The 24,882-nt window shown below is 59.1% G+C and carries 22 protein-coding genes; 12 read left to right on the top strand and 10 right to left on the bottom strand.

Annotation, left to right across the window (positions count from 1 at the left end; all coding sequences use genetic code 11):
* Window positions 1–61: 61 nt before the first annotated feature.
* A complete protein-coding gene (locus tag ACJ69_RS02850) occupies window positions 62–1,276 on the top strand; it encodes an MFS transporter (protein WP_059346398.1) in 1,215 nt (404 codons plus the stop codon).
* Window positions 1,266–2,078, top strand: a complete 813-nt coding sequence (locus ACJ69_RS02845; protein WP_054830334.1) for a Cof-type HAD-IIB family hydrolase — start codon at window positions 1,266–1,268, stop codon at window positions 2,076–2,078. Before ACJ69_RS02850 ends, ACJ69_RS02845 begins: the two co-directional genes overlap by 11 nt.
* Before the next feature lie 89 nt (window positions 2,079–2,167).
* On the opposite strand, the gene ACJ69_RS02840 is transcribed toward ACJ69_RS02845, so the two are convergent.
* Window positions 2,168–3,400 carry an MFS transporter gene (locus ACJ69_RS02840; protein ID WP_029739435.1) on the bottom strand — a complete coding sequence of 411 codons (1,233 nt, stop codon included), beginning with the start codon at window positions 3,398–3,400 and terminating at the stop codon, window positions 2,168–2,170.
* A gap of 168 nt (window positions 3,401–3,568) precedes the next feature.
* On the opposite strand from ACJ69_RS02840, the gene ACJ69_RS02835 reads away from it, so the two are divergent.
* The 3 genes from ACJ69_RS02835 (at window position 3,569) to deoR (ending at window position 5,739) form a co-directional block, all read left to right on the top strand.
* Window positions 3,569–4,297 carry a phosphatase PAP2 family protein gene (locus ACJ69_RS02835; protein ID WP_059346397.1) on the top strand — a complete coding sequence of 243 codons (729 nt, stop codon included), beginning with the start codon at window positions 3,569–3,571 and terminating at the stop codon, window positions 4,295–4,297.
* A gap of 7 nt (window positions 4,298–4,304) precedes the next feature.
* Window positions 4,305–4,913, top strand: a complete 609-nt coding sequence (gene ybjG, locus ACJ69_RS02830) for an undecaprenyl-diphosphate phosphatase (protein WP_029739928.1) — start codon at window positions 4,305–4,307, stop codon at window positions 4,911–4,913.
* Between the two features lie 67 nt (window positions 4,914–4,980).
* Window positions 4,981–5,739, top strand: coding sequence for a DNA-binding transcriptional repressor DeoR (gene deoR / locus ACJ69_RS02825; protein WP_059346396.1), 759 nt, complete (start codon window positions 4,981–4,983; stop codon window positions 5,737–5,739).
* Between the two features lie 66 nt (window positions 5,740–5,805).
* Here deoR and dacC read toward each other — a convergent pair whose 3' ends face one another.
* Complete coding sequence (dacC, locus tag ACJ69_RS02820) at window positions 5,806–7,011, bottom strand: serine-type D-Ala-D-Ala carboxypeptidase (protein ID WP_059347804.1); 1,206 nt, start codon at window positions 7,009–7,011, stop codon at window positions 5,806–5,808.
* Window positions 7,012–7,251: 240 nt separating this feature from the next.
* On the opposite strand from dacC, the gene ACJ69_RS02815 reads away from it, so the two are divergent.
* On the top strand, window positions 7,252–7,878 hold the full coding sequence (locus ACJ69_RS02815; RefSeq protein ID WP_054830335.1) for a glutathione S-transferase family protein: 627 nt from the start codon (window positions 7,252–7,254) through the stop codon (window positions 7,876–7,878).
* On the opposite strand, the gene ACJ69_RS02810 is transcribed toward ACJ69_RS02815, so the two are convergent.
* Both ACJ69_RS02810 and bssR read right to left on the bottom strand, forming a co-directional pair.
* A complete protein-coding gene (locus ACJ69_RS02810; protein ID WP_059346395.1) occupies window positions 7,879–8,997 on the bottom strand; it encodes a PQQ-dependent sugar dehydrogenase in 1,119 nt (372 codons plus the stop codon).
* Between the two features lie 106 nt (window positions 8,998–9,103).
* Window positions 9,104–9,487, bottom strand: coding sequence for a biofilm formation regulator BssR (bssR, locus tag ACJ69_RS02805; protein WP_023310914.1), 384 nt, complete (start codon window positions 9,485–9,487; stop codon window positions 9,104–9,106).
* Between the two features lie 216 nt (window positions 9,488–9,703).
* Between bssR and rimO the strand changes: the two genes are divergently transcribed.
* Window positions 9,704–11,029 (top strand): 30S ribosomal protein S12 methylthiotransferase RimO, encoded by a 1,326-nt coding sequence (gene rimO, locus ACJ69_RS02800; protein WP_023310913.1) that lies wholly within the window; start codon window positions 9,704–9,706, stop codon window positions 11,027–11,029.
* A gap of 108 nt (window positions 11,030–11,137) precedes the next feature.
* On the opposite strand, the gene gsiD is transcribed toward rimO, so the two are convergent.
* The 5 genes from gsiD to iaaA are packed head-to-tail and all read right to left on the bottom strand — an operon-like array spanning window position 11,138 to window position 17,360.
* On the bottom strand, window positions 11,138–12,049 hold the full coding sequence (gsiD, locus tag ACJ69_RS02795) for a glutathione ABC transporter permease GsiD (RefSeq protein WP_024908682.1): 912 nt from the start codon (window positions 12,047–12,049) through the stop codon (window positions 11,138–11,140).
* 1 nt (window position 12,050) lies between these two features.
* The gene (gene gsiC, locus ACJ69_RS02790) at window positions 12,051–12,971 is read right to left on the bottom strand and encodes a glutathione ABC transporter permease GsiC (protein ID WP_023310911.1); all 921 of its coding nucleotides are present in this window, start codon (window positions 12,969–12,971) and stop codon (window positions 12,051–12,053) included.
* Window positions 12,972–12,976: 5 nt separating this feature from the next.
* Window positions 12,977–14,515, bottom strand: a complete 1,539-nt coding sequence (gene gsiB, locus ACJ69_RS02785; RefSeq protein ID WP_045355709.1) for a glutathione ABC transporter substrate-binding protein GsiB — start codon at window positions 14,513–14,515, stop codon at window positions 12,977–12,979.
* Between the two features lie 23 nt (window positions 14,516–14,538).
* On the bottom strand, window positions 14,539–16,410 hold the full coding sequence (gene gsiA, locus ACJ69_RS02780; protein ID WP_059346394.1) for a glutathione ABC transporter ATP-binding protein GsiA: 1,872 nt from the start codon (window positions 16,408–16,410) through the stop codon (window positions 14,539–14,541).
* Window positions 16,411–16,421: 11 nt separating this feature from the next.
* Complete coding sequence (iaaA, locus tag ACJ69_RS02775) at window positions 16,422–17,360, bottom strand: beta-aspartyl-peptidase (RefSeq protein WP_059347803.1); 939 nt, start codon at window positions 17,358–17,360, stop codon at window positions 16,422–16,424.
* 188 nt (window positions 17,361–17,548) lie between these two features.
* Here iaaA and moeA point away from each other — a divergent pair, with 188 nt between their 5' ends.
* The gene (gene moeA, locus ACJ69_RS02770) at window positions 17,549–18,781 is read left to right on the top strand and encodes a molybdopterin molybdotransferase MoeA (protein WP_059346393.1); all 1,233 of its coding nucleotides are present in this window, start codon (window positions 17,549–17,551) and stop codon (window positions 18,779–18,781) included.
* Window position 18,782: 1 nt separating this feature from the next.
* The gene (gene moeB, locus ACJ69_RS02765; RefSeq protein ID WP_059346392.1) at window positions 18,783–19,535 is read left to right on the top strand and encodes a molybdopterin-synthase adenylyltransferase MoeB; all 753 of its coding nucleotides are present in this window, start codon (window positions 18,783–18,785) and stop codon (window positions 19,533–19,535) included.
* Window positions 19,536–19,624: 89 nt separating this feature from the next.
* On the opposite strand, the gene fsa is transcribed toward moeB, so the two are convergent.
* Window positions 19,625–20,287: a fructose-6-phosphate aldolase gene (fsa, locus tag ACJ69_RS02760; protein WP_029740596.1), complete on the bottom strand. Its 663-nt coding sequence runs from the start codon at window positions 20,285–20,287 to the stop codon at window positions 19,625–19,627.
* A 128-nt stretch (window positions 20,288–20,415) separates the two neighbouring features.
* Between fsa and ACJ69_RS02755 the strand changes: the two genes are divergently transcribed.
* The 3 genes from ACJ69_RS02755 to ACJ69_RS02745 all read left to right on the top strand — a co-directional run bounded on the left by ACJ69_RS02755 (window position 20,416) and on the right by ACJ69_RS02745 (window position 24,760).
* Window positions 20,416–21,315, top strand: a complete 900-nt coding sequence (locus tag ACJ69_RS02755) for a glycyl-radical enzyme activating protein (RefSeq protein WP_059346391.1) — start codon at window positions 20,416–20,418, stop codon at window positions 21,313–21,315.
* Window positions 21,316–21,319: 4 nt separating this feature from the next.
* The gene (locus tag ACJ69_RS02750; protein WP_059346390.1) at window positions 21,320–23,752 is read left to right on the top strand and encodes a formate C-acetyltransferase/glycerol dehydratase family glycyl radical enzyme; all 2,433 of its coding nucleotides are present in this window, start codon (window positions 21,320–21,322) and stop codon (window positions 23,750–23,752) included.
* A gap of 192 nt (window positions 23,753–23,944) precedes the next feature.
* Window positions 23,945–24,760: a Cof-type HAD-IIB family hydrolase gene (locus ACJ69_RS02745; RefSeq protein WP_059346389.1), complete on the top strand. Its 816-nt coding sequence runs from the start codon at window positions 23,945–23,947 to the stop codon at window positions 24,758–24,760.
* The last annotated feature ends 122 nt before the right edge of the window (window positions 24,761–24,882 follow it).

Here is a 24,882-nt window from a genome sequence, read left to right as displayed (position 1 = left end):
GTACAAATGTACACAAACTTGCTAGTGTTGTCGCTATTGTTGTACTTCTGGTGCTACCCCAATGACGCTGACCTCCCCCCGTAAAGCCCTGCAGCGACGCCTGTGGGCGCTGTTTATGTTCTTCTTTATTCCCGGACTGCTGATGGCCTCCTGGGCCACGCGCACCCCCGCTATTCGCGATATTTTGTCCGTTTCTACCGCCGAGATGGGCATCGTGCTGTTCGGCCTGTCGATAGGCTCCATGAGCGGCATCCTCTGCTCCGCGTGGCTGGTAAAGCGCTTTGGTACGCGAGCGGTGATCCACACCACCATGTGCTTTGCCGTGTTCGGGATGGGGATACTGAGCGTGGCGCTGTGGTTTGCCTCGCCGCTGCTGTTCGCCCTGGGCCTGACGGTATTCGGCGGCAGCTTCGGTTCGGCTGAAGTTGCCATCAACGTTGAAGGGGCGGCGGTCGAACGTGAGATGAACAAAACCGTGCTGCCGATGATGCACGGTTTTTACAGCCTCGGCACGCTGGCCGGCGCGGGCGTGGGGATGGCGCTGACGGCCACCGGCGTAAGCGCGAATCTGCATATCCTGCTGGCGGCGCTGGTGTGCATCATTCCGATCCTGACCGGCATCCGGGCGATCCCGGACGGCACCGGTAAGAACTCCGCTGACGAACAGCATTCGGCCGAAAAAGGGCTGCCCTTCTACCGCGACTTCCAGCTGATGCTGATCGGCGTGGTGGTGCTGGCGATGGCGTTCGCCGAAGGTTCCGCCAACGACTGGCTGCCGCTGCTGATGGTCGACGGTCACGGCTTTAGCCCGACCTCCGGCTCGCTGATTTACGCCGGGTTTACGCTGGGGATGACCGTGGGTCGCTTCACCGGCGGCTGGTTTATCGACCGCTACAGCCGCGTGGCAGTGGTGCGCGCCAGCGCCCTGCTGGGCGGCCTGGGTATCGCGATGATCATCTTTGTGGATGTGGACTGGATTGCCGGCGTCTCGGTGATCCTCTGGGGACTGGGCGCGTCGCTCGGCTTCCCGCTGACCATTTCAGCCGCCAGCGATACCGGCCCGGATGCCCCGACGCGCGTCAGCGTGGTGGCGACCACGGGCTATCTCGCCTTCCTGGTCGGGCCGCCGCTGCTCGGCTTCCTCGGCGAGCACTACGGACTGCGCAGCGCCATGCTGGTGGTGTTAGGGTTGGTCATCATCGCGGCGCTGGTGGCGCGCGCGGTGGCAAAGCCGGAAACGAATAAAACGACACTGGAGAAGGGATATGAGCGTTAAACTGATCGCCGTCGACATGGATGGTACCTTCCTGAGCGATACCAAGACCTATAATCGCCCGCGCTTTCTGGCGCAGTATGCCCGCATGAAGGCGCAAGGCATACGCTTCGTGGTCGCCAGCGGCAACCAGTATTACCAGCTGATCTCCTTTTTCCCGGAGATTGCGCATGAGATTGCCTTCGTCGCGGAGAACGGCGGCTGGGTCGTAAGCGAAGGTGAAGATGTCTTTAACGGCGAACTGTCGAAAGCCCATTTCGAGACCGTCGCGAACGTGTTAAACGAGGTTCCAGGCATTGAGATTATCGCCTGCGGGAAAAGCAGCGCGTACACGCTGAAATGCTATGACGAGGGCTTTAAGGATATCGCGGCGAAGTATTACCACCGCCTCGAAATGGTCAGCGATTTCGACAATCTGAACGATATTTTCTTTAAGTTCGGGCTTAACGTGTCTGACGATGAAATTCCGCGTATTCAGGCGCTGCTGCATGAAAAGCTGAGTGACATCATGGTCCCCGTCACCACCGGCCACGGCAGTATCGATCTGATCATCCCCGGCGTGCACAAAGCTAACGGCCTGCGGATCCTGCAAAAGCGCTGGGGCATTGACGATAGCGAAGTGGTGGCCTTCGGCGACAGCGGCAACGACGTGGAGATGCTGCGCCAGTCCGGGTTCAGCTTTGCGATGGCGAATGCCAGACCGCATATTAAAGCGGCCGCGCGTTTTGAAGCGCCACATAATAACGATGAAGGCGTTTTAAACGTGATTGAGAAGGTATTGAACGGGGAGGCGCCGTTTAATTGACCGCGTGCGGTCTGGTGCCCTCACCCTAGCCCTCTCCCACAGGGAGAGGGGACTGTTCCGTGCTCGCCAACAGGGAGAGGGAATAAGAATTAAGGTTGCAGGGCGTTTCCGACGCGCTTGTCTTTCAGGAACACCACCATTAAGCCAACCCACAGCACGCCGTTGGCGAGGTTAAACAGGCTGAACAGCCCGTTGCCGCCCATCGCGTAGGCATGTTTGCTCACCTCAATACCGACGGTAAAAATCAGCATCTGCAGCATCCCCATCGCTGCTGAGACCGTGCCTTTACTCATCTCGCTGGCAAACAGCGTCAGGCGCACCAGCCCGGCGTTGGCCACGCCAATCCCGAACGCATAGAGGCTGAGCCCCGCCGTCATCCACAGGTAGGCGTGGGATGACGCCACGGTCGCGACCGCAGCCAGAATCAGCCCTGCCGCAATTGGCCAGCCACCCATGATAATCAGGGAACGCACGGTCCGGCGTGACGTCAAACGTGCCAGCACCAGGTTACCGATAATCAGCGCGCCAAAGATCGGCACCTGCAGCAGACCATACTCGTAGCTGCTGAGCTTTTCACCGCTGATGATAATGACCGGCGACTGCGCGATCCACGCCAGCAGCGGCAGGCTAACGAACCCGGTCGCCAGCGCGCCCGCCACAAAGCGGCCATTCTTCAGCACCTCTTTGTAATCCCGACCCAGCTCTTTCAGCGAGAGTTTCTCGCCGATGCGGGTGGCCGTTTCCGGCATCGCCCGGTGCAGGCCAAAGAACGCGAAGGCGGCGAGAAGCGCAAAGAGCACAAACATCCCTTCCCACGGCGCAACGTGCACCCACGCGGCACCCACCAGCGGCCCGAGTAAGGGGGCGATCAGCGCCACGTTCGCCATCAGCGCGGTAATCTTGATACACACCGCCTCCTCAAACGACTCCTGAATGGCGGCATACCCCACGGCGCCGATAAAGCACAGGCTCACCCCCTGCAGGAAACGCAGCAGGGTAAATTGTTCAATGTTTTGCGCCAGCAGCGTGGCGAGACAGGTGACGATAAACCACACCACGCCCGTGAGCATCACCGGACGACGACCAATACGATCCGACAGCGGGCCTAACAGCCACTGTAAAAACATGCCGCCGGCCAGATAGGCGGTCATGGAGGTCGGCACCCACTCAATACCCGCGTTGTACTGCGCCACAACGGCCAGCATACCGGGCTGGATCATATCGTTGCCGATATAGGTAGAGAATTCGTAGAGCACCAGACACAGAGGGAAAAGCAACGCCTGACGACCCAGACGTGAACCAGAAGAAGAACGGTTTAACATGCAATCTCTTTATAATGACAAAATCGCGACGAGTTTAATGAAATGCCGCAGCCCGAGATAGTGATTTATCGAGGATAAACAGAAATAAAGCACATATCGTCTTCGTTTAAGGTTTCCTTAAGTTGACAGTTTTATGATAGCCCGATTACTCGTCAACGATCCCAAATTATGGCACTCACCTCCAGCCGTTCAGAATTGTCTAACTTACAGACAAATAAGACAAAACGACTTTACCGCTTACCGACCCGCTTTTATGGTTATCAGCTTTTCGTACTGATCGCCCTTGCCGTGGTGTTTACATGGCTATCGCGCAATGAAGCGCTCGACAGGTGGATCACCGGCTTTTGGTATGACGCGGCAACGCAGACCTTTCCGCTGCAGAAAGATCATCTGCTGGATCTGCTGAACCACCGTCTGGCGAAGTACATTGCCATCGCCTTAGGCGCCGTGGCGCTGTTTTACGGTGCCTACAAGCGTAACGCAAGGCTGGTCACGGCGGCGCTGCTGATGGGCGTTGGCGCGCTGGTGGTGGGCGTGCTGAAAAGCGTGAGCCATCACAGCTGCCCGTGGGATCTGGTGGAATATGGCGGTAAGGCTATGTCTTATCCCCTGTTCAGCGCCGTCCCTGCTGACAGCGGTCCGGGGCGCTGTTTCCCCGGCGGTCATGCCTCCAGCGGCTTTATGGTGATGGGGCTGTTTTTTGCCTTCTGGCGCGAGCGTCCGCGTCTCGCCTGGTGCTTCGTCGCGCTGGGCGTGGTGTTAGGTCTGGCGATGGGCTATGGCCAGGTCATGCGCGGGGCGCATTTTTTCTCTCACAACCTGTGGGCCGGGTGGTGGGTCTGGTTTTCCCAGGTGGTTGTCTACGGACTCATTTCCACCCGGTTTGCTAAAGAGTGATAACGCTATGTTAGAGAATCTGAATTATCAGCTGTTTTATCTGATCAACGCCACGCCAGCCTCGCCTGAGTGGACGATCGATTTTGCCACCTTTCTGGCAAAAGATCTGATCAGCATCGTGCCTGCACTGGCTGCGATTCTCTGGCTGTGGGGGCCCCGCAGCCAGGTGAAGGCGCAGCGCCAGCTTGTGATTAAAGTGGCGATGGCGCTCGGGGTAAGCGTACTGCTGAGCTACATTCTGGGTCACGCCTTCCCGCACGATCGTCCTTTTGTCGATCATGTCGGCTATACCTTCCTGCACCACGCGCCGGATGACTCGTTCCCGAGCGATCACGGTACGGTAATCTTCACCTTCGCGCTGGCTTTCCTGTTCTGGCATCGCCTGTGGTCCGGTGCGGTCCTGATGGTGGCGGCCCTGGCAATCGCCTGGTCTCGCGTTTACCTGGGCGTTCACTGGCCGCTGGATATGGTGGGCGGTTTCCTGGTCGGGCTGATTGGCTGCGTGAGCGCGGCTATCCTGTGGAGCCTCTTCGGTGAAGCGCTCTACCGCACGCTGTCTTCGCTCTATCGCGCCATTTTCGCTATCCCGATCCGCAAAGGCTGGATACGTGACTAACCCCAACCTGACAGGTTACACTTGAACCCCCGCCCTGCGGGGGTTCACTTTTTTATCCCGAGGAACTATGGAAACACGTCGCGATGACCGCATTGCTCAGCTGCTACAGGCGCTGAAGCGCAGCGATAAGCTGCATCTTAAGGAAGCCGCCAACCTCCTCGGCGTCTCAGAGATGACCATTCGTCGGGATCTGAACAGCGAAAGCGCGCCCGTCGTGCTGTTGGGCGGGTATATTGTGCTTGAGCCGCGTAGCGCCAGCCATTACCTGATCAGCGACCAGAAGACGCGCCTGGTGGAAGAGAAACGCAAAGCCGCCCGGCTTGCGGCCTCACTGGTACAGCCGCACCAGACGTTGTTTTTTGACTGCGGAACCACCACGCCGTGGATTATCGAAGCCATCGACAGCAGCATCCCTTTTACCGCCGTGTGCTACTCCCTGAACACCTTTCTGGCGCTTCAGGAGAAACCCGAGTGCCGGGTTATTCTCTGCGGCGGCGAGTTTCACGCCAGCAACGCCATCTTTAAGCCGCTTAACCTGCACGACACGCTCAGCAATCTCTGCCCGGATATCGCGTTTTATTCCGCCGCAGGCGTCAGCGTGCGTCAGGGTGCGACCTGCTTTAACCTGGAAGAGCTGCCGGTGAAACACTGGGCGTTAAGCGCGGCGCAGTATCATGTGCTGGTGGTCGATCACAGCAAGTTTGGCAAGGTACGTTCGGCAAGAATGGGCGAGCTGGCGCAGTTTGACGCCATCGTCAGCGACTGCCGCCCGGACGACGAGATTGTGGCCCACGCGAAGGCGCAGCAGGTGAAGTTGATGTATTAGAGGGGTGTGGCCTGATGCCCTCACCCCGGCCCTCTCCCACAGGGAGAGGGAGAAAACCCATAAGGTTTAGCTAAACCAGTTGCCGAACCACCCGTGGAATTTCATCATCACGAAATCCCACATCCGGCTGAAGAAGCCGCCCTCTTCCACCGCTTCCATTACAATCAGCGGACGCTGTTCAATCGACTTACCGTTTAGCTGGAAATCAATCGTCCCGACCACCTGGCCTTTTTTCAGCGGCGCCGTGAGCTGCGGGTCGGTCAGGGTGTAGCTGGCCTTCAGGTTTTTCAGCTGACCGCGCGGAATGGTCACCGAGCCGCCTTCACCCGCCCCGAGATTGACTTCACTCTTGTCGCCAAACCAGACGCGCTGGCTGACGAAGGTGGCATCCGGTTTAATCGGCGTCACGGTTTCATAGAAGCGGAAGCCCCAGGTCAGCAGTTTTTCTGACTCATTAAAGCGAATACGGTCGGTTTTGGTGCCCAGCACCACCGAAATCAGGCGCATGTCGCCCTGGGTCGCGGAGGCCACCAGGTTATAGCCCGCGCCCGCCGTGGTGCCGGTTTTCATCCCGTCCACGTTAACGTTGCTGCTCCATAGCAGGCGGTTGCGGTTCGGCTGGCGGATTTTATTGAAGGTAAACTCTTTCTCTTTATGGATGGCGTATTCATCCGGCACGTCGTGGATCAGCGCTTTCCCAAGCAGCGCCATGTCGCGCGCGGTACTGAACTGTCCCGGCGAATCCAGACCGTGAACCGTTTTGAACGTGGTGTTGGTTAAGCCCAGTTTCTGCGCGTAGCCATTCATCAAGCCAATGAAAGAATCCTGGCTGCCGGCAACGTAGTCGGCCAGCGCGATGCACGCATCATTTCCCGACTGAATAATTACCCCTTTGTTCAGATCGGAAACGGAGACCTGATCCCCAGGCTTCAGGAACATCACGGAAGAGCCCCGCAGCGCCGGGTTGCCGGTGGCCCAGGCATCCTTCCCGATGGTGACCATATCGTCCAGCTTGATCTTGCCCGCTTTCAGCGCCTGGCCGACCACGTAGCTGGTCATGATTTTGGTCAGGCTTGCCGGATCGAGTTTCTCATCCGCATTCCCTTCCGCCAGCACTTTACCGCTGGAATAATCCATCAGGATCCAGGCGCGCGCATCCACAGGCGGCGCTTCGGGCGCAGCCTGTTCAGCTGCATAGAGAGTTGGTGCAAACAGGAAAAGGAGCGCAGAGCCTGTCGCAAGGCTGCGCAGAGAAGTCATTTTACGCGTCATAAATGCCACCCGAGTGTCCATTCAAAAATTACGTCACATCACCGTGTCGCAAGAAGCGATGAGTAATAGCGCACTAAAACGGTTAAAGAAACCCAACGAGGGTAAAGTTATTAAAGTTTATGCAATAACATTCAGATACGCTTTGATTCAGACGATTTTTTTGTCTTCTGTTGCGTAATTGTTAGGTTTATCTCACCATGGCGAAAGCTGACCCGGATTCACATCTCATCAGGAGTAAATATGATTACGCTTTGGGGCAGGAACAACTCGACCAACGTTAAGAAAGTGCTCTGGACGCTCGAGGAGCTGGATTTACCGTTCAATCAAATCATGGCCGGCATGTCGTTCGGCGTAAACAAAGAGGCCGACTATCTGGCCATGAACCCGAACGGCCTGGTGCCGCTGCTGCGCGATGATGAAACCGACGCGACGCTTTGGGAATCCAACACCATTGTCCGCTACCTCGCCGCCCAGTACGGTCAGGGCCGCCTGTGGGTAGAAAGCCCGGCCCGTCGCGCTCAGGGCGAAAAGTGGATGGACTGGGCGAACCAGACGCTTTCCCCCACCCACCGCGTGATCCTGATGGGGCTTATCCGTACGCCGGAAGCCGAGCGCGACTATCCGGCTATTCATGCCGCCCAGGACGCCTGCGAAAATCTGTTCGCGATGATGGATGAAGAACTGGCGAAGCACGCCTGGTTCTCCGGTGAGGCGTTCGGCGTGGGCGATATCGCCGTGGCGCCGTTCGTCTGGAACCTGACCAATATGGGCCTGAAGTGGACGCCGCGCCCTCATCTTGAGCGCTGGCTAAAACAGCTGAGCGATCGCCCGGCATACCGCAACGTGGTAATGATCCCGGTCACCTGATTACGCACCGGACGGGCTGACTTTTAACAGCTGCCCGTCCGTCTCGTCGGTCAGCACATATAAATAGCCGTCCGGCCCCACCCGCACATCGCGAATTCGTTGATTCCGGTCGCCCAGAATTCGCCCGTCCTCCGTCACCTTATTGCCGTCCACGCTCAGCACGATAACGTCCTTTTCCTTCAGCGCGCCGATAAACAGCTTGTTTTTCCACTGCGGGAAAACGTCGCTGTTGTAGAACGCCATGCCGCTCACGGCAGGTGACACTTTCCAGACGAACAGCGGTTTTTCGGTGCCCTCAACGTGCTCGCCTTTGGCTTCCGGAATTTTCAGACCGCTGTAGTTAATGCCGTGCGTCGCCAGCGGCCAGCCGTAGTTCTTTCCTTTCTCCGGGATGTTGATCTCATCCCCGCCGCGCGGGCCGTGCTCGTTCAGCCACAGCGTGTCGCTCCAGGGATTCATCGCCATCCCCTGCGGGTTGCGTATGCCGTAAGACCAGATTTCGGGTCGCGCGCCGGGGGTATTCACAAAGGGGTTATCCGGCGGCACTTTTCCGTCTTCGGTGAGGCGCACCACTTTACCCTGCAATTTATCCAGATCCTGCGCCGTTGGACGTTGGTTATTCTCGCCGAGTCCGATAAAGAGCGAGCCTTTGCCGTCGAATACCAGTCGCCCGCCAAAATGGTTACCGGTGGAGAGTTTCGGCATCTGGCGGAACACCACCTGGAAAGCGTCAATGCGCGTAAAATCGTCGCTTAACCGGCCATAGCCCACCGCCGTTCCGGCCTTGCCGTCGCTCCCTGCTTCGGCGAAGCTCAGCCAGATGCGGCGCGATTGTTCAAAATCCGGGGCGAGGACCACGTCCAGCAATCCTCCCTGACCGTTTGCCCAGACCTTCGGCACGCCGACAATCGGATCGGACAGCCCTTTTCCGGCCTGCCAGCGTTTGAGCTGACCGTCCTTCAGGGTCACCAGCAGGCCTTGATTGTCCGGCAGAAACGGCAGAGACCAGGGGTGATCGAGTTTATTTTGCAGCACCTCGACCTTGACCGCCTCTGGGGCAGCAAGAAGCGAAAACGGAATGAACAACGCAGGCAGGGAAATTAGCGAGGATTGAGGCATAACGCGCTCCTTTATCGGCATATGGCATAAAGGTTAGCCACTGTATCCGGCCGCGTTACCACTTTTACAAAAGCTTAATCAGAAGGGGGAGTTGCCTCCCCCTGGGTCAGTGCTGTTCAAGCTTCTCGTGCTCGTTCAGGCACATGATGCATAGAGAGAGCGTGGTCAGGCAGTTTTCAAGCTTCTCCGCGTTAACAGCGATAAAATTCGGGCAGTCGTGGCGTCCATTCATCAAACATACCCCAGCGATGGAGAGCACCTCAGCGGCGCGGCGCAGGGCGATCAGCTCACTTTCGCCGTATTTCGCCTTCAGGGTCGGTGCTTTTTCACGCATGAAATTGCAAAGTTCAAACAGGTTATCACGCAGATGTTCGCTTTCGCTGACTGACATATACCCTTTCGCCTTCCTCAACTGCAGGTACGCGGCGAGGTCGATTCGGGCGTTGATCAGCTTGTTAAGCAGATCGCGTTTAAGTCTGTCAACGGTCATGCTCTTTCCTCCTCTGTCAGCCATTGTGCATAGTCAGGATAAGTTCATTTTTTGTACAGTTTAATGCCTGGGATCAATTTTTATTAACTGATTAACATTATTTACAATGTTACAACGTCTGCCCGAGTCATCCGCCTTGCAAAGAGTGTATAAATCCCCCGCGATACGCTGTAAAATCCCGCCCTGATAACTCCATAATTGATGAATTTTTAACCTATGAGCAATGTTACGCACCAGCCGAAAATCGGCTTCGTCTCCCTGGGCTGCCCGAAAAACCTCGTGGATTCCGAACGCATCCTGACCGAACTGCGCACCGAGGGCTATGACGTGGTGCCAAGCTACGACAACGCCGATATGGTGATCGTGAACACCTGCGGATTTATCGACAGCGCGGTTCAGGAATCACTGGAAGCCATCGGTGAAGCCCTGACGGAAAACGGCAAAGTGATTGTTACCGGCTGTCTGGGCGCCAAAGAAGACCAGATCCGCGAAGTGCACCCGAAGGTGCTGGAGATCACCGGCCCGCACAGCTACGAGCAGGTGCTGGAACATGTTCATCACTACGTGCCAAAACCAAAGCACAACCCGTTCCTGAGCCTGGTGCCAGAGCAGGGCGTGAAGCTGACGCCGCGCCACTATGCTTACTTAAAAATTTCCGAAGGCTGCAACCATCGCTGCACCTTCTGCATCATCCCGTCCATGCGTGGCGATCTGGTGAGCCGTCCGATTGGCGAAGTGCTGGCGGAAGCTAAACGTCTGGCCGACGCGGGCGTGAAGGAGCTGCTGGTCATCTCCCAGGACACCTCAGCTTACGGCGTGGACGTTAAGCACCGCTCCGGTTTCCACAACGGCGAGCCGGTGAAAACCAGCATGGTCGGCCTGTGCGAGCAGCTGTCCAAGCTCGGTATCTGGACGCGTCTGCACTACGTCTATCCGTACCCGCACGTTGACGATGTGATCCCGCTGATGGCGGAAGGCAAAATTCTGCCGTACCTGGATATCCCGCTGCAGCACGCCAGCCCGCGTATCCTGAAGCTGATGAAGCGTCCTGGCTCCGTTGATCGCCAGCTGGCGCGCATCAAGCAGTGGCGCGAGATCTGTCCGGATCTGACCCTGCGCTCCACCTTCATCGTCGGCTTCCCGGGTGAAACCGAAGAAGACTTCCAGATGCTGCTCGACTTCCTGAAAGAAGCGCGACTGGACCGCGTAGGCTGCTTCAAGTACAGCCCGGTAGAAGGCGCAACCGCCAACGAGCTGGCGGACCAGGTGCCGGAAGAGGTGAAAGAAGAGCGCTGGAACCGCTTCATGCAGCTGCAGCAGCAGATCTCTGCCGAGCGTCTGCAGGAAAAAGTAGGCCGCGAGATCATGGTCATCGTTGACGAAGTGGACGAAGAAGGCGCGATTGGCCGCAGCATGGCGGACGCCCCTGAGATCGACGGCGCGGTGTACCTGAACGGCGAAACCAACGTTAAGCCGGGTGATATTATTCGCGTGAAGGTTGAAAACGCGGACGAGTATGACCTGTGGGGTAGCCGGGTTTAATTACATTCCCCTCACCCCGGCCCTCATCCCAAAGGGGCGAGGGGGAAAACCGCACCGAGCAGTCCCCTCTCTCCTCCGGGGAGAGGGTTAGGGTGAGGGGCAATAAACCTACCCCTTAATCCTCGGATCCAGCGCGTCGCGCAGCCCGTCACCCAGCAGGTTAAACGCCAGCACGGTCAGAAAAATCGCCAGACTCGGGAAGATCGCCACGTGCGGCGCAATCACCATATCCGCCCTCGCCTCGTTCAGCATCGCGCCCCACTCCGGCGTTGGAGGCTGCGCCCCTAACCCCAGAAACGACAGGCTGGCCGCCGAGATAATCGACACGCCGATACGCATGGTGAAATAGACCACGATGGACGACACCGTACCCGGCAGAATATGGCTGAACAGGATGGTGGCATCGCTGGCCCCCATGCTGCGGGCGGACTCGATAAAGGTCTGCTGTTTCAGCACCAGCGTGTTGCCGCGCACCAGACGGGCAAAGGCCGGTATCGAAAAGACCGCGACCGCAATGATGACGTTCGCCATGCCGCTGCCCATGATCGCCACCACGGCAATCGCCAGCAAAATGCCGGGGAAAGCAAACAGCACGTCGCAGATACGCATGATGATACGATCCCACCAGCCTTCGTAATACCCGGCAACGAGACCCAGCACGGTGCCGATGGCCGCGCCGATCAGCACCGCGAATACCCCGGCGGCAAGCGAGATCTGCGCCCCCACCAGCACGCGGCTAAAGATATCGCGCCCGAGGGAGTCCACGCCGAACCAGTGCAGCATCGACGGTCCGTCGTTCAGACGGTCGTAGTCAAAATAGTTTTCCGCATCAAACGGCGCCACCCACGGCGCAATCACCGCCACCGCAATCAGCAGCAGCACAAACAGCCCCGCGGTCATCGCGACCGGCTGGCGGCGAAAACGCCGCCAGAATTCAGACCACGGGGTGCGGACGTGGTCCGGTTTTAGCCCCGGCATCGCGTTTAAAACGGCCTGACGTCGCCAGTTCAACAATCGCATCTTACTTGTACCTGATAGCCGGGTTAATGGCGGCGTAGAGCACGTCCACCACTAAGTTGATAAGAATAAACTCCAGCGAGAAAAGCAGGACTTCCGCCTGAATCACCGGGTAGTCGCGCATCTCGACGGAATCAACAAGCAGGCGTCCCAGCCCCGGCCAGTTGAAGACCTTTTCCACGACGATCGAGCCGCCGAGCAGAAAGCCAAACTGCAGCCCCATCATCGTCACCACCGGGATCATCGCATTGCGAAAGCCGTGCTTGAGAATGACCCACTTCTCGCTGACCCCTTTCGCCCGCGCGGTGCGAATATAATCTTCGCTCAGCACGTCAACGAACGAGGCGCGGGTAAAGCGGGCCATTACCGCCGAAACGGCAGCGCCCAGCGTCATGGAAGGCAGGATGTAATGCTTCCAGGTATCGGCCCCGACGGTCGGCAGCCAGCCCAGTTCGACGGAGAAGATCTGCATCAGCAGCATCCCCAGCGCGAACGCCGGGAAGGAGATGCCGGTCACCGCCAGCGCCATGCCGAGCTTGTCCGGCCAGCGGTTGCGCCAGACGGCCGCGATAATCCCGGCACCAAGCCCAAACACGACCGCCCAGCTCATGCTGGCTATCGTTAACCAGAACGTCGGCATAAAGCGGCTGGCAATCTCCTCCGACACCGGACGGCGCGACACCATCGAGATACCAAAATCGCCCTGCAGAACGTTGCAGATATAATGGATGAACTGCATATACAGCGGCTGGTCGAGGCCAAGCTGCTTACGCACCAGGTCAATGACGGTGGCATCCGCTTCAGGCCCGGCAACCAGACGCGCCGGATCGCCCGGCAGCATATGGACAAACAGAAACACCAGAACCGCCACAATCAGCAGCGTCGGAATAAGCCCCAGCAGGCGTTTACAAACATAATTCAGCATGAGGTTTATTTTAAATCCGCATCGTCAAAGCTAAAGCCGGTGTCCGGCATGATGTAGAACCCGGTCAACGCTTTGTTATGGGCTGACACCAGTTTCTCCACCACCAGCGGCACCCACGGTGACTCTTTCCAGATAATATCCTGCGCGTCTTTGTAGAGGCGCGCTTTCTCTTCCGGTTTGGTGGTTTTCAGGGCATCGGCCAGGTCTTTGTCCACCTGCGGGTTGCTGTAAAACGCGGTGTTGAACAGGGTTGGCGGCCAGTTCTGCGAGGCAAACAGCGGCGACAGCGCCCAGTCGGCTTCACCGGTCGACGCCGTCCAGCCGGTGTAGAACATCCGCACGCCGCTCTCTTTCTGCCCTTTCCCCTCCACTTCCGCCGCACGCTGTCCTGCATCCATTGCGGTGACCTGCACCTTGATACCCACCTGCGCCAGCTGCTGCTGGGTAAACTGCAGCACCTTCTGGGCGGTACTGTGATTATGCGAGGACCACAGCGTGGTGCTGAAACCGTTCGGGAAGCCCGCCTCTTTCAGCAGCTCGCGCGCTTTGGCCGGATCGTACGGCCACGGCTGATAGCTTTGCGCGTAGGCGATCGCCGGCGGCAGCACGCCGGTGGCCGGAGTGGCATAGCCGGCAAAGGCGACCTTCACCAGCGCCTGACGGTTAATGGCGTAGTTGATGGCTTCACGCACCTTCGGATTATCGAACGGCTTTTGCGTGACGTTCATGCTGATGTAGCGCTGCATGATCGACGGGCTGGCGACCAGCTCCAGCTTGCTGTTTTTCTGCAAAATGGCGGCCTGCTCGTACGGGATCGGGAAGGCAAACTGCGCCTCGCCGGTTTGCAGCATCGCCGCGCGGGTGTTGTTGTCCACCACCGGGCGCCAGGTGATGGTGTCGAGCTTCGGCAGCCCCTGCTGCCAGTATCCGGCGAATTTCTTCACCTTCACAAAATCGGTCTGGTTCCAGGTGAGCAGTTCGTAAGGGCCGGTGCCAACAGGGTGGAAACCGATCTCCTTGCCGTATTTTTTCAGCGCGGCAGGGGAAATCATCGCGGTTGCCGGATGCGCCAGGATATTGATAAACGCGGAGAACGGCTCTTTCAGGGTAATTTTGACCGTCGCCGGGTCGACCACTTCGGTGCTGGCGATATTTTTATACAGGTTATAGCGCTTGAGGCTATTTTCCGGATTGCTGGCGCGGTCCAGGTTAACCTTCACCGCCTCCGCATTGAAGTCTGTCCCGTCCTGGAACTTCACGCCGGTCCTGAGCTTGATGGTATACACCAGCCCGTCCTCGGATACGGTGTACCCCTCCGCCAGCACGTTTTTGAGCTTCATCTCTTTATCGAGGCCAAACAGGCCCTGATAGAACGATTTCGCCACCGCCTGAGAGAGCGTGTCGTTGGCGTCATACGGATCGAGCGTGGTGAAATTAGAGCCGACGGCAACCACCACATCTTTGGCAGCGAACGCGGGGGCAGCGGCCAGGGCTGCCGTCACGCTCGCGGCTAACAACCATCTACGCGCTACAAATGTAACCATTGTGTTCTCCTGCCTGTTGTAAGTTATAACCGCGAAAAAGCGTTGTCCTGACGCGGGGGAGCCACGAAATGACCCGGCCCGACCTCGCGCAGCGTCACGCGCTCCACGGCCTCGCCGCGTTTATGAATATTGCTCGGCATTTCATCCTGCAGCAGCACGCGCTGGCCGTGACGATGCGCGGGATCGGCAACCGGTACCGCCGCGATAAGCTTGCGGGTGTACGGGTGCTGCGGGTTTTCAAACACCGCCCTTCGCGGCCCAATCTCCACGATCTGCCCCATAAACATCACTGCCACGCGATGGCTGATGCGCTCGACCACGGCCATATCGTGCGAGATAAACAGGAAGGCGATGCCCATATCCCGCTGTAAATCCAGCAGTAAGTTGATGATTTGCGCCCGAATAGAGACATCCAGCGCCGAAACGGACTCATCGGCAATCACCACTTTCGGGTTTAGCGCCAGCGCGCGGGCGATGCAGATACGCTGCCGCTGTCCACCGGAAAACTCGTGCGGATAACGCCAGGCGTGCTCCGGCTTCAGGCCAACGCGCTCCAGCAGCCAGGCCACGCGACGCTGTGCCGCTTCGCCGTCGAGCAGGTTATGCACCCGCAGCGGCTCCATGATCGAATACCCCACCGTATGGCGCGGATCGAGGGAGGCATACGGATCCTGGAAAATAAACTGAATATCCCGCCGCACCGCCTGCAGCCTGCTGTCCGGAAGGGTATCAATGCGCTCACCGTTAAAGGTAATGCTGCCTTCCTGTGACTCCACCAGACGGAGCAACGCGCGCCCGGTGGTGGATTTACCGCAGCCGGACTCCCCCACCAGCGCCAGCGTTTCGCCCGGCCAGAGATCGAAACTGACGTTTTCCACCGCGTGCACTTCGCGCTTAACGCGGTTCAATACGCCGCTGCGCAGCGGAAAACGGGTGACCAGATCGCGCACTTCCAGAATGGGCTTACCCGGCACCACGGTGTCCTGCTCGCGCTCATCCTCCTGCTGCTCAGACGCCTCGAGAGAAATCAGGGGGAAACGGCGCGGCAAATCGCTGCCGTTCATCGCCCCCAGGCGCGGAACCGCCGCCAGCAGCGCTTTGGTGTAAGGATGCACGGGCGCGTGAAAAATCTGCTCAACCGGACCGGTTTCCACCGCGCTGCCCTTGTGCATCACCAGCACCCGATCGGCGATATCGGCGACCACGCCCATATCGTGGGTGATAAAAATCACCCCCATCTCCATCTCCTGCTGCAGCACTTTGATGAGCTGCAGGATCTGCGCCTGAATCGTCACGTCCAGCGCCGTCGTCGGCTCGTCGGCAATCAGCACCGCCGGACGGCAGGAGAGCGCCATGGCAATCATCACGCGCTGGCGCATGCCGCCGGAAAGCTGATGCGGGTAGCGACCCAGAATGGCCTGCGCCTCCGGAATGCGCACCAGCTCCAGCATCCGTCGGGCCTCGCTGAGCGCTTCATCGCCGCTCAGCCCCTGATGCAGGCGGATGGACTCGGCGATTTGTTCCCCGACCGGGAAAACCGGGTTCAGGGAGGTCATCGGCTCCTGGAAGATCATCGCAATATCCGCCCCGCGCACGCCCTGCATCTGCGAACCGCTCAGCTCATTTAAATCGATGACCTGACGGTTGCGGCGGCGCAGAAGCATTTTCTCGCTGCTGATTTGCCCGCCCGTCTGTTCCAGCAGGCGCATCAGCGCCAGCGCGCTGACCGATTTACCGGAGCCGGACTCGCCAACAATCGCCAGCGTCTCGCCGCGCCTGAGCGTGAACGATAAATTCTGTACTGCGGGGATGAACTGCCGCTCTTCCTGAAACGCAATATTGAGCTGATGGACAGCCAGCACTTCGCGGTTGTCCAGTTCTTCACTGTGCGGCACGCGCTGCCCCCTTATTCACGATAGATGCCCGTGCTCGGTTCATCACCGGCATAGCCCCAGGCGCGATACATGCCTTCGCTGTTGAACGGCAACGCCACGTTGCCCTCACGATCCACCGCAATGAGTCCGCCGACGCCGCCAAGCGCAGGCAGTTTCTCCATCACCACGCGCTCGCAGGCTTCGCTGAGGCTTAAACCGCCGTAATCCATCAGCGCGGTGATGTCGTAGGCCGCGAGGGCGCGGATAAACACTTCACCGGTTCCGGTACACGACACCGCCGCCGTCGCGTTATTGGCATAGCAGCCGGCGCCCGGCAGCGGGCTATCGCCGACGCGCCCGGGCAGCTTGTTGGTCATCCCGCCCGTGGAGGTCGCCGCCGCGAGGTTTCCGGCCTTATCCAGCGCCACCGCGCCGACCGTGCCCATTTTGGTGGTTTCATCGAGCGGCGCACTGTGGTCAAGCTGCATCATGCCCGCCGAACGGGCTTCCAGCAGCTGCTGATAGCGCTCCTCGGTGGAAAACAGATCCGACGATACCGGTTCCATTCCGTGCTCGAAGGCAAACGCCTCTGCCCCGGCCCCCGTCAGCAGCACGTGCGGACTCGCTTCCATCACCAGACGCGCGGCCAGCACCGGATTGCGCAGATGACTCACGCCCGCCACGGCGCCCGCTTTCAGGGTGACGCCATCCATCACGCAGGCATCCAGCTCGTGCGTTTCATCCCGGGTAAAGACCGAACCGATCCCCGCATTAAATAACGGGCACTCTTCCAGCAGGCGTACCGCCTCGGTGACCACATCCAGCGCGCTTTCGCCCGCTTCCAGCATTTTCTGGCCCGTTTCCACAATGGCGTACAGCGCGTCGATATAGCGCTTTTCCTGCTCGGGACTGAGCTGTGCTCGGGTGATTGCCCCGGCGCCACCATGAATTGCGATTACCGCATTAACCATTCGCATCACCCGTTAGCCTGATTTGCGGCTTTTTCTATAAATATCATTATCGTCGATGAAACTTCAGATGATTTTTGAATATAGAAAGACGTAACTGTGATGTAAAGCGTACACCCATCGGGTCATACAGTTAGCCGCACTTTTCTGCCATAATGAGCGCTTTCGTTGTTACTCCGCAGGAGCCCACCATGGATTTTACCGCCGGACTGATGCCGCTTGAGACGGCACTCACGCAGATGCTTGACCGAATTTCCCCGCTGCATGACGTTGAGACGGTGCCCCTCGTGCGCTGTTTTGGCCGTATTGCCGCGCGCGATATCGTCTCTCCGCTTAACGTGCCGGGGTTTGATAATTCCGCGATGGACGGTTACGCGGTACGCCTGGCGGATCTCCAGACAGGGAACGCCCTGCCGGTGGCGGGTAAAGCCTTTGCGGGTCAGCCGTTTAGCGGTGAATGGCCTGCGGGCACCTGCGTGCGCATCATGACCGGCGCGCCGGTTCCGGCCGGCTGCGACGCCGTGGTGATGCAGGAAGAGACCGCACAGACCGACGACGGCGTGCGTTTTACCGCGAACGTTAAAGCGGGCCAGAACATCCGCCGCACGGGTGAAGATATCACCCTTGGCGCAACGGTCTTTGCCGCCGGACAGAAGCTGACGGCAGGTGAACTGCCGGTGCTGGCCTCGCTTGGCGTTGCTGAAATCGACGTTATCCGTAAAGTGCGCGTCGCCGTTTTCTCCACCGGCGACGAGCTGCAGCTTCCGGGCCAGCCGCTGCAGGAGGGCCAGATTTACGACACCAACCGCCTGGCGGTACACCTGATGCTGGAGCAGCTGGGCTGCGAGGTGATTAACCTCGGTATTATTCCTGACGATCCGGAAAAACTGCGCGCCGCGTTTATCGAGGCGGATAACGCCGCCGACGTGGTCATCAGCTCCGGCGGCGTCTCAGTGGGCGAAGCGGATTACACCAAAACCATCCTTGAAGAACTGGGCGAGATCGCCTTCTGGAAGCTGGCCATCAAGCCGGGCAAACCGTTCGCGTTTGGCAAGCTGCAACACAGCTGGTTCTGTGGCCTGCCGGGTAATCCGGTCTCGGCGGCACTCACCTTCTACCAGCTGGCGATCCCGCTGCTGGCGAAGCTTTCCGGCAACAGCGCCAGCCCGCTGCCTGAACGCCAGCGCGTGCGCGCCGCCACGCGCCTGAAAAAATCACCGGGCCGTCTCGATTTCCAGCGCGGCATTCTGGCGCGCAACGCGGACGGCGAGCTCGAAGTGAGCACCACCGGCCATCAGGGCTCGCACATTTTCAGCTCCTTTAGCCAGGGCAACTGCTTTATCGTCCTGGAGCGCGAGCGCGGCAATGTGGAAGCAGGCGAGTGGGTTGAGATAGAGCGCTTTAACCACCTGTTCGGAGGCTGACATGACGGTGGAGCTGAGCGACCCGGAGATGATGCGCTACAACCGCCAGATTGTGCTGCGCGGTTTTGACTTCGAGGGCCAGGAAGCGCTTAAAGCAGCAAGCGTGCTGGTTGTCGGTCTGGGCGGTCTGGGCTGCGCCGCCGCGCAGTATCTTGCGGCGGCGGGCGTGGGCAGGATGACGCTGCTGGATTTCGATACCGTATCGGTGTCCAACCTGCAGCGCCAGACGCTGCACAGCGACGCGACGGTTGGACAGCCTAAAGTGGACTCCGCCCGCTCGGCGCTGGCGCGCATCAACCCCAACGTTCAGTTCACCCTGGTTGACGCGATGCTGGATGACGACGCGCTGTCGGCGCAGATTGCGCAGCACGACCTGGTGCTCGACTGCACCGATAACGTCGCCGTCCGTAACCAGCTTAACGCGGGCTGTTTTGCCCACAAAATCCCGCTGGTCTCCGGCGCGGCGATCCGCATGGAGGGGCAAATCAGCGTCTTCACGTACGCGGAAGGCGAACCCTGCTACCGCTGCCTGAGCCGTCTGTTCGGCGAGAACGCCCTGACCTGCGTTGAGGCGGGCGTGATGGCGCCGCTTGTCGGCGTGATTGGCTCCCTGCAGGCGATGGAAGCGATCAAAGTCCTGGCGCACTACGGCACGCCTGCCGCGGGGAAAATCGTGATGTATGACGCGATGACCTGCCAGTTCCGCGAGATGAATCTGATGCGTAACCCGGGGTGTGAGGTTTGCGGAGGTTAAAGCAAACGGCAACCTTCAGGTTGCCGTTTTAGTGTTTGCTCCCTCTCCCTGTGGGAGAGGGTTGGGGTGAGGGCATCAGGCCGCACCCGTCAAATCGACGTCCGTCCAAACGCCCCCTGCCAGTCCTGCTCAAACTTCACGATCGCCGCATCCACGGCCGGAGCGGTAATAAACTGCTGCGCCACGTCCAGCGGCAGCGTGATGGACTCGCACCCTGCCAGCAGGCAGTCCAGCGCCTGACGCGGCGTTTTAAAGCTCGCGGCCAGCACCTTTGACTGCGGAGCGTGCAGCGTCAGCAGTTGCTGTAATTCCACAACAGTTTGGATCCCGTCCCCGCCCTGCGCGTCCACGCGGTTAACATAAGGGGCCACATACTCTGCCCCCGCCAGCGCGGAGAGCATCCCCTGCGCGGCGCCGTACACCGCCGTGCCCAGCGTCGGGATCCCTTCGGCTTTCAGCATTTTGATCGCCGCCAGCCCTTCTGCGGTCACCGGCACTTTTACCACCAGGTCGTTAATGATGGCGCGCAGCTTGCGCGCGTCCTCCACCATCCCTTCGGCGGTGGTCGCCATCACCTGAGCGAAAAGACGGCCTTTGCCGCCCAGCGCGTCGTGCAGCTCCGGCAGCAGCTCGTCCAGCGGCGTTTTACCTGCCGCCACAATGCTTGGGTTGGTGGTCACGCCCGCCAGCGGGAAGATACGCGCCAGCTTTTTGACTGCCGCAACGTCAGATGTGTCGAGATAAAGTTCCATGATGTCACCCTCAAATTTAGCCTGCACTTACCCTATCACGACAAAACCTGCTCAGTAGTTGACCTGCATCAAGATAACTTTCATTCGAAAGTCATTTAATCTTCATATGCAACACGAGAGGCGAAATCATGATCTTCAATATTCAGCGTTACTCTACCCACGATGGCCCCGGTATTCGAACCGTGGTGTTCCTGAAAGGCTGCTCGCTGGGCTGTCGCTGGTGCCAGAACCCGGAAAGCCGCTCCCGCAGCCGGGACGTGCTGTTTGACGCGCGCCTGTGCCTTGACGGCTGCGACCTGTGCCAGCAGGCGGCACCGGGCTGCATCGAACGCGCGCTGAACGGGCTGGTCATCCATCGTGAGAAGCTTGATGACGCCACGCTCAACGCCCTTACCGACTGCTGCCCGACGCAGGCGCTGACCGTCTGCGGTGAAGAACAGCAGGTCGAGGAGATCATGGCGACCGTACTGCGCGACAAACCCTTCTACGACCGCAGCGGCGGCGGGATCACCCTCTCCGGCGGCGAGCCGTTTATGAACCCTGAGCTGGCGCACGCCCTGTTTAAAGCCAGCCACGAACAGGGGATCCACACCGCCGTCGAAACCTGCCTTCACGTGCCGTGGCACTATATCGAGCCATCATTACCCTACGTCGATCTGTTCCTCGCCGACCTGAAGCACGTCGACGGTGACGTGTTCAAACAGTGGACGGACGGTTCGGCCAAGCGGATCCTGGATAACCTGAAACGCCTTGCCGCGGCCGGGAAAAAAATCACCATCCGCGTGCCGCTGATCCAGAGCTTTAACGCCGATGAAGCATCCATAACCGCCATTACCAACTTCGCCGCCGACGAGCTCGGCGTCGAGGATATTCATTTTCTGCCGTATCACACGCTGGGCATGAACAAATACACCCTGCTCGGCCAACCTTACTCTGCCCCTGACAAACCGCTGGATAACCCTGCCCTGCTGGACTTCGCGCAGCAGTACGCCTGCCAGAAAGGGTTAACCGCGACCTTACGAGGATAAACCTATGACAACCCTGAATCTCAACACCCTCAGCGAGCGCATTAAGGCGCACAAAACGGCGCTGGTGCATATCGTCAAGCCGCCGGTCTGTACCGAGCGCGCGCAGCATTACACCGAAATGTACCAGCAGCACATGGACAAGCCGATCCCGGTACGCCGCGCCCTGGCGCTGGCGCATCACCTGGCGGAACGCACCATCTGGATCAAACACGACGAGCTGATTATCGGTAACCAGGCAAGCGAAGTGCGCGCCGCGCCGATTTTCCCGGAATACACCGTCTCCTGGATTGAGAAAGAGATCGACGATCTGGCGGACCGCCCGGGCGCGGGCTTTGCGGTGAGCGAAGAGAACAAGCGCGTGCTGCATGAAATCTGCCCGTGGTGGCGCGGCCAGACGGTGCAGGATCGCTGTTACGGCATGTTCACCGACGAGCAGAAAGGCCTGCTGGAAACCGGCATTATCAAAGCCGAAGGCAACATGACCTCCGGCGACGCGCACCTGGCGGTGAACTTCCCGCTGGTGCTGGAGAAAGGCCTCGACGGCCTGCGCGCCAAAGTGGCCGAGCGCCGCTCGCGCATCAACCTGACGGTGCTGGAAGACCTGCACGGCGACCAGTTCCTGAAGGCGATCGATATCGTGCTGGAAGCGGTGAGCCTGCACATCAAACGCTTTGCCGATCTGGCGCGTGAAATGGCGTCCACCGAGACCCGCGAAAGCCGCCGCGACGAGCTGCTGGCGATGGCGGAAAACTGCGACGTGATTGCCCACGAGCCGCCAAAAACCTTCTGGCAGGCGCTGCAGCTGTGCTACTTCATTCAGCTGATCCTGCAGATTGAGTCCAACGGCCACTCCGTCTCCTTCGCGCGTATGGACCAGTATCTCTATCCGTACTACCGCCGCGACGTGGAGCTGAACCAGAGCCTGGATCGCGAACACGCCATCGAGCTGCTGCACAGCTGCTGGCTGAAGCTGCTGGAAGTGAACAAGATCCGCTCCGGCTCGCACTCCAAGGCTTCCGCCGGTAGCCCGCTGTACCAGAACGTCACCATCGGCGGCCAGAAGCTGGTCAACGGTGAGCCGATGGACGCGGTAAACCCGCTCTCCTACGCGATTCTGGAATCCTGCGGTCGCCTGCGCTCCACCCAGCCGAACCTGAGCGTGCGTTACCACGCGGGGATGAGCAACGACTTCCTCGACGCCTGCGTGCAGGTGATCCGCTGCGGCTTCGGGATGCCCGCGTTCAACAACGATGAAATCGTCATTCCGGAATTCATCAAGCTCGGCGTTGAACGAGACGACGCCTACGACTACGCGGCCATCGGCTGTATCGAAACCGCGGTGGGCGGCAAGTGGGGCTACCGCTGCACAGGCATGAGCTTTATCAACTTCGCCCGCGTGATGCTGGCCGCGCTGGAAGGCGGGCGCGATGCCACCAGCGGCAAGGTGTTCCTGCCGCAGGAAAAAGCGCTCTCCGCCGGTAACTTCGACAACTTCGAGGAGGTGATGGCGGCGTGGGACAGCCAGATCCGCTACTACACCCGCAAATCCATCGAGATTGAGTACGTGGTGGACACCATGCTGGAAGAGAACGTCCACGATATTCTCTGCTCGGCGCTGGTGGACGACTGCATCGAGCGCGCGAAAAGCATCAAGCAGGGCGGCGCGAAGTACGACTGGGTCTCCGGCCTGCAGGTGGGCATCGCCAACCTCGGTAACAGCCTGGCGGCGGTGAAGAAGCTGGTGTTCGAGCAGGGCACTATTGGTCAACAGCAGCTGGCGGCGGCGCTGGCGGATGACTTCGACGGGCTGACCCACGAGCAGCTGCGCCAGCGTCTGATCAACGGCGCGCCGAAGTACGGCAACGACGACGACAGCGTGGACATGCTGCTGACGCGCGCCTATCAGACCTACATCGAAGAGCTGAAGCAGTACCACAACCCGCGCTACGGTCGCGGCCCGATTGGCGGTAACTACTACGCGGGCACCTCTTCCATCTCTGCAAACGTGCCGTTTGGTGCGGCAACGATGGCCACCCCGGACGGACGTAAGGCGCACACCCCGCTGGCGGAAGGGGCAAGCCCGGCCTCCGGTACGGACCACCTCGGCCCGACGGCGGTAATTGGCTCGGTGGGTAAACTGCCGACGGAAGCGATTCTCGGCGGCGTGCTGCTGAACCAGAAGCTGAACCCGTCGACGCTGGAAAACGACAGCGATCGCCAGAAGCTGATGGTGCTGCTGCGCACCTTCTTCGAGGTGCATAAGGGCTGGCATATACAGTACAACATCGTCTCGCGCGAAACGCTGCTGGAAGCGAAGAAACATCCTGACCAGTATCGCGATCTCGTGGTGCGCGTCGCGGGCTACTCGGCGTTCTTCACCGCCCTGTCGCCGGATGCGCAGGACGATATTATCGCCCGTACTGAGCATACGCTGTAACGGTGTATCCCTTAAGGGGAAATGCGCACGCTGATGCCCTCACTCCGACCCTCTCCCACGGGAGAGGGAGAAAATACTAAAAACGGCAACCCAGGTTGCCGTTTTGCTTTTACTTTCGAATGAAATTAAATTTGTGCTCCCCGTCACCTTGTTATTAGAATGTTTCAAAACGCAGTGACCCAGGAGCACAGTATGACCGTTAAAGTTATCGTCACCGATATGGACGGAACTTTCCTTGATGATGCCAAGCAGTACGATCGTGACCGCTTCCAGGCACAGTTTGATCAGCTTAAAGCCCGCGACGTTGAATTCGTTGTCGCCAGCGGCAACCAGTATTACCAGCTCATCTCCTTCTTTCCGGAGCTGAAAGACAGGATCTCCTTCGTGGCGGAAAACGGCGCGCTGGTGTTCGATCGCGGCGAACAGATTTTCCACGGCGAGCTGACGCGTCATGAATCGCAGATCGTGATTGGCGAACTGCTGAAGGATAAAGGGCTGAACTTCGTGGCCTGCGGGCTGGAGAGCGCCTGGGTCAGCGACCAGGCTCCTGAAGAATTCGTGGCGCTGATGTCAAAGCACTATCACCGCTTAAAGCGCATCAGCGATTACCGCGAAATTGACGACGTGCTGTTTAAGTTCTCCCTGAACCTGCCGGACAGCGATATCCCTAATCTGGTGGATAAACTGCACGTCTCCCTGGACGGCATTATGAAGCCGGTCACCAGCGGCTTTGGTTTTGTCGATTTGATTATCCCCGGCCTGCACAAGGCCAACGGCATCAGTCGTCTGCTGAAACGCTGGAAAATCTCCCCGCAGGAGTGCGTGGCCATTGGCGACAGCGGCAACGATGCCGAGATGCTGAAGCTGGTGAAATATTCCTTTGCGATGGGCAACGCGGCAGAGAGCATCAAAGAAATCAGCCGCTACGGCACCGACGACAACAACCATCAGGGCGCGCTGAACGTCATTCAGGCCGTGCTCGACAACCATTCCCCGTTCGACCTCTGATCCTTTCCTCGCCGGAGCGTCGCTCCGGCCTCTCACTCTTTTTCCGACCTGTGGCTTGCGTCAAGTTTTTAAACTTGCATTAACTTATTTTTAACTTAAAGTATCACTTGTAGACATTTTTA

The organism is Enterobacter asburiae, from assembly GCF_001521715.1.
GTDB lineage: Bacteria > Pseudomonadota > Gammaproteobacteria > Enterobacterales > Enterobacteriaceae > Enterobacter > Enterobacter asburiae.
Note: the sequence above shows the minus strand (reverse complement) of the source record. Positions and strands in the feature narration are given on the sequence as shown.

Excerpts from the sequence above, each read along its gene's own strand:
- ACJ69_RS02850 (WP_059346398.1), top strand. The coding sequence starts at position 62 with ATGACGCTGACCTCCCCCCGTAAAGCCCTGCAGCGACGCCTGTGGGCG.
- ACJ69_RS02845 (WP_054830334.1), top strand. The coding sequence starts at position 1,266 with ATGAGCGTTAAACTGATCGCCGTCGACATGGATGGTACCTTCCTGAGC.
- ACJ69_RS02840 (WP_029739435.1), bottom strand. The coding sequence starts at position 3,400 with ATGTTAAACCGTTCTTCTTCTGGTTCACGTCTGGGTCGTCAGGCGTTG.
- ACJ69_RS02835 (WP_059346397.1), top strand. The coding sequence starts at position 3,569 with ATGGCACTCACCTCCAGCCGTTCAGAATTGTCTAACTTACAGACAAAT.
- ybjG (WP_029739928.1), top strand. The coding sequence starts at position 4,305 with ATGTTAGAGAATCTGAATTATCAGCTGTTTTATCTGATCAACGCCACG.
- deoR (WP_059346396.1), top strand. The coding sequence starts at position 4,981 with ATGGAAACACGTCGCGATGACCGCATTGCTCAGCTGCTACAGGCGCTG.
- dacC (WP_059347804.1), bottom strand. The coding sequence starts at position 7,011 with ATGACGCGTAAAATGACTTCTCTGCGCAGCCTTGCGACAGGCTCTGCG.
- ACJ69_RS02815 (WP_054830335.1), top strand. The coding sequence starts at position 7,252 with ATGATTACGCTTTGGGGCAGGAACAACTCGACCAACGTTAAGAAAGTG.
- ACJ69_RS02810 (WP_059346395.1), bottom strand. The coding sequence starts at position 8,997 with ATGCCTCAATCCTCGCTAATTTCCCTGCCTGCGTTGTTCATTCCGTTT.
- bssR (WP_023310914.1), bottom strand. The coding sequence starts at position 9,487 with ATGACCGTTGACAGACTTAAACGCGATCTGCTTAACAAGCTGATCAAC.
- rimO (WP_023310913.1), top strand. The coding sequence starts at position 9,704 with ATGAGCAATGTTACGCACCAGCCGAAAATCGGCTTCGTCTCCCTGGGC.
- gsiD (WP_024908682.1), bottom strand. The coding sequence starts at position 12,049 with ATGCGATTGTTGAACTGGCGACGTCAGGCCGTTTTAAACGCGATGCCG.
- gsiC (WP_023310911.1), bottom strand. The coding sequence starts at position 12,971 with ATGCTGAATTATGTTTGTAAACGCCTGCTGGGGCTTATTCCGACGCTG.
- gsiB (WP_045355709.1), bottom strand. The coding sequence starts at position 14,515 with ATGGTTACATTTGTAGCGCGTAGATGGTTGTTAGCCGCGAGCGTGACG.
- iaaA (WP_059347803.1), bottom strand. The coding sequence starts at position 17,360 with ATGGTTAATGCGGTAATCGCAATTCATGGTGGCGCCGGGGCAATCACC.
- moeA (WP_059346393.1), top strand. The coding sequence starts at position 17,549 with ATGGATTTTACCGCCGGACTGATGCCGCTTGAGACGGCACTCACGCAG.
- moeB (WP_059346392.1), top strand. The coding sequence starts at position 18,783 with ATGACGGTGGAGCTGAGCGACCCGGAGATGATGCGCTACAACCGCCAG.
- fsa (WP_029740596.1), bottom strand. The coding sequence starts at position 20,287 with ATGGAACTTTATCTCGACACATCTGACGTTGCGGCAGTCAAAAAGCTG.
- ACJ69_RS02755 (WP_059346391.1), top strand. The coding sequence starts at position 20,416 with ATGATCTTCAATATTCAGCGTTACTCTACCCACGATGGCCCCGGTATT.
- ACJ69_RS02750 (WP_059346390.1), top strand. The coding sequence starts at position 21,320 with ATGACAACCCTGAATCTCAACACCCTCAGCGAGCGCATTAAGGCGCAC.
- ACJ69_RS02745 (WP_059346389.1), top strand. The coding sequence starts at position 23,945 with ATGACCGTTAAAGTTATCGTCACCGATATGGACGGAACTTTCCTTGAT.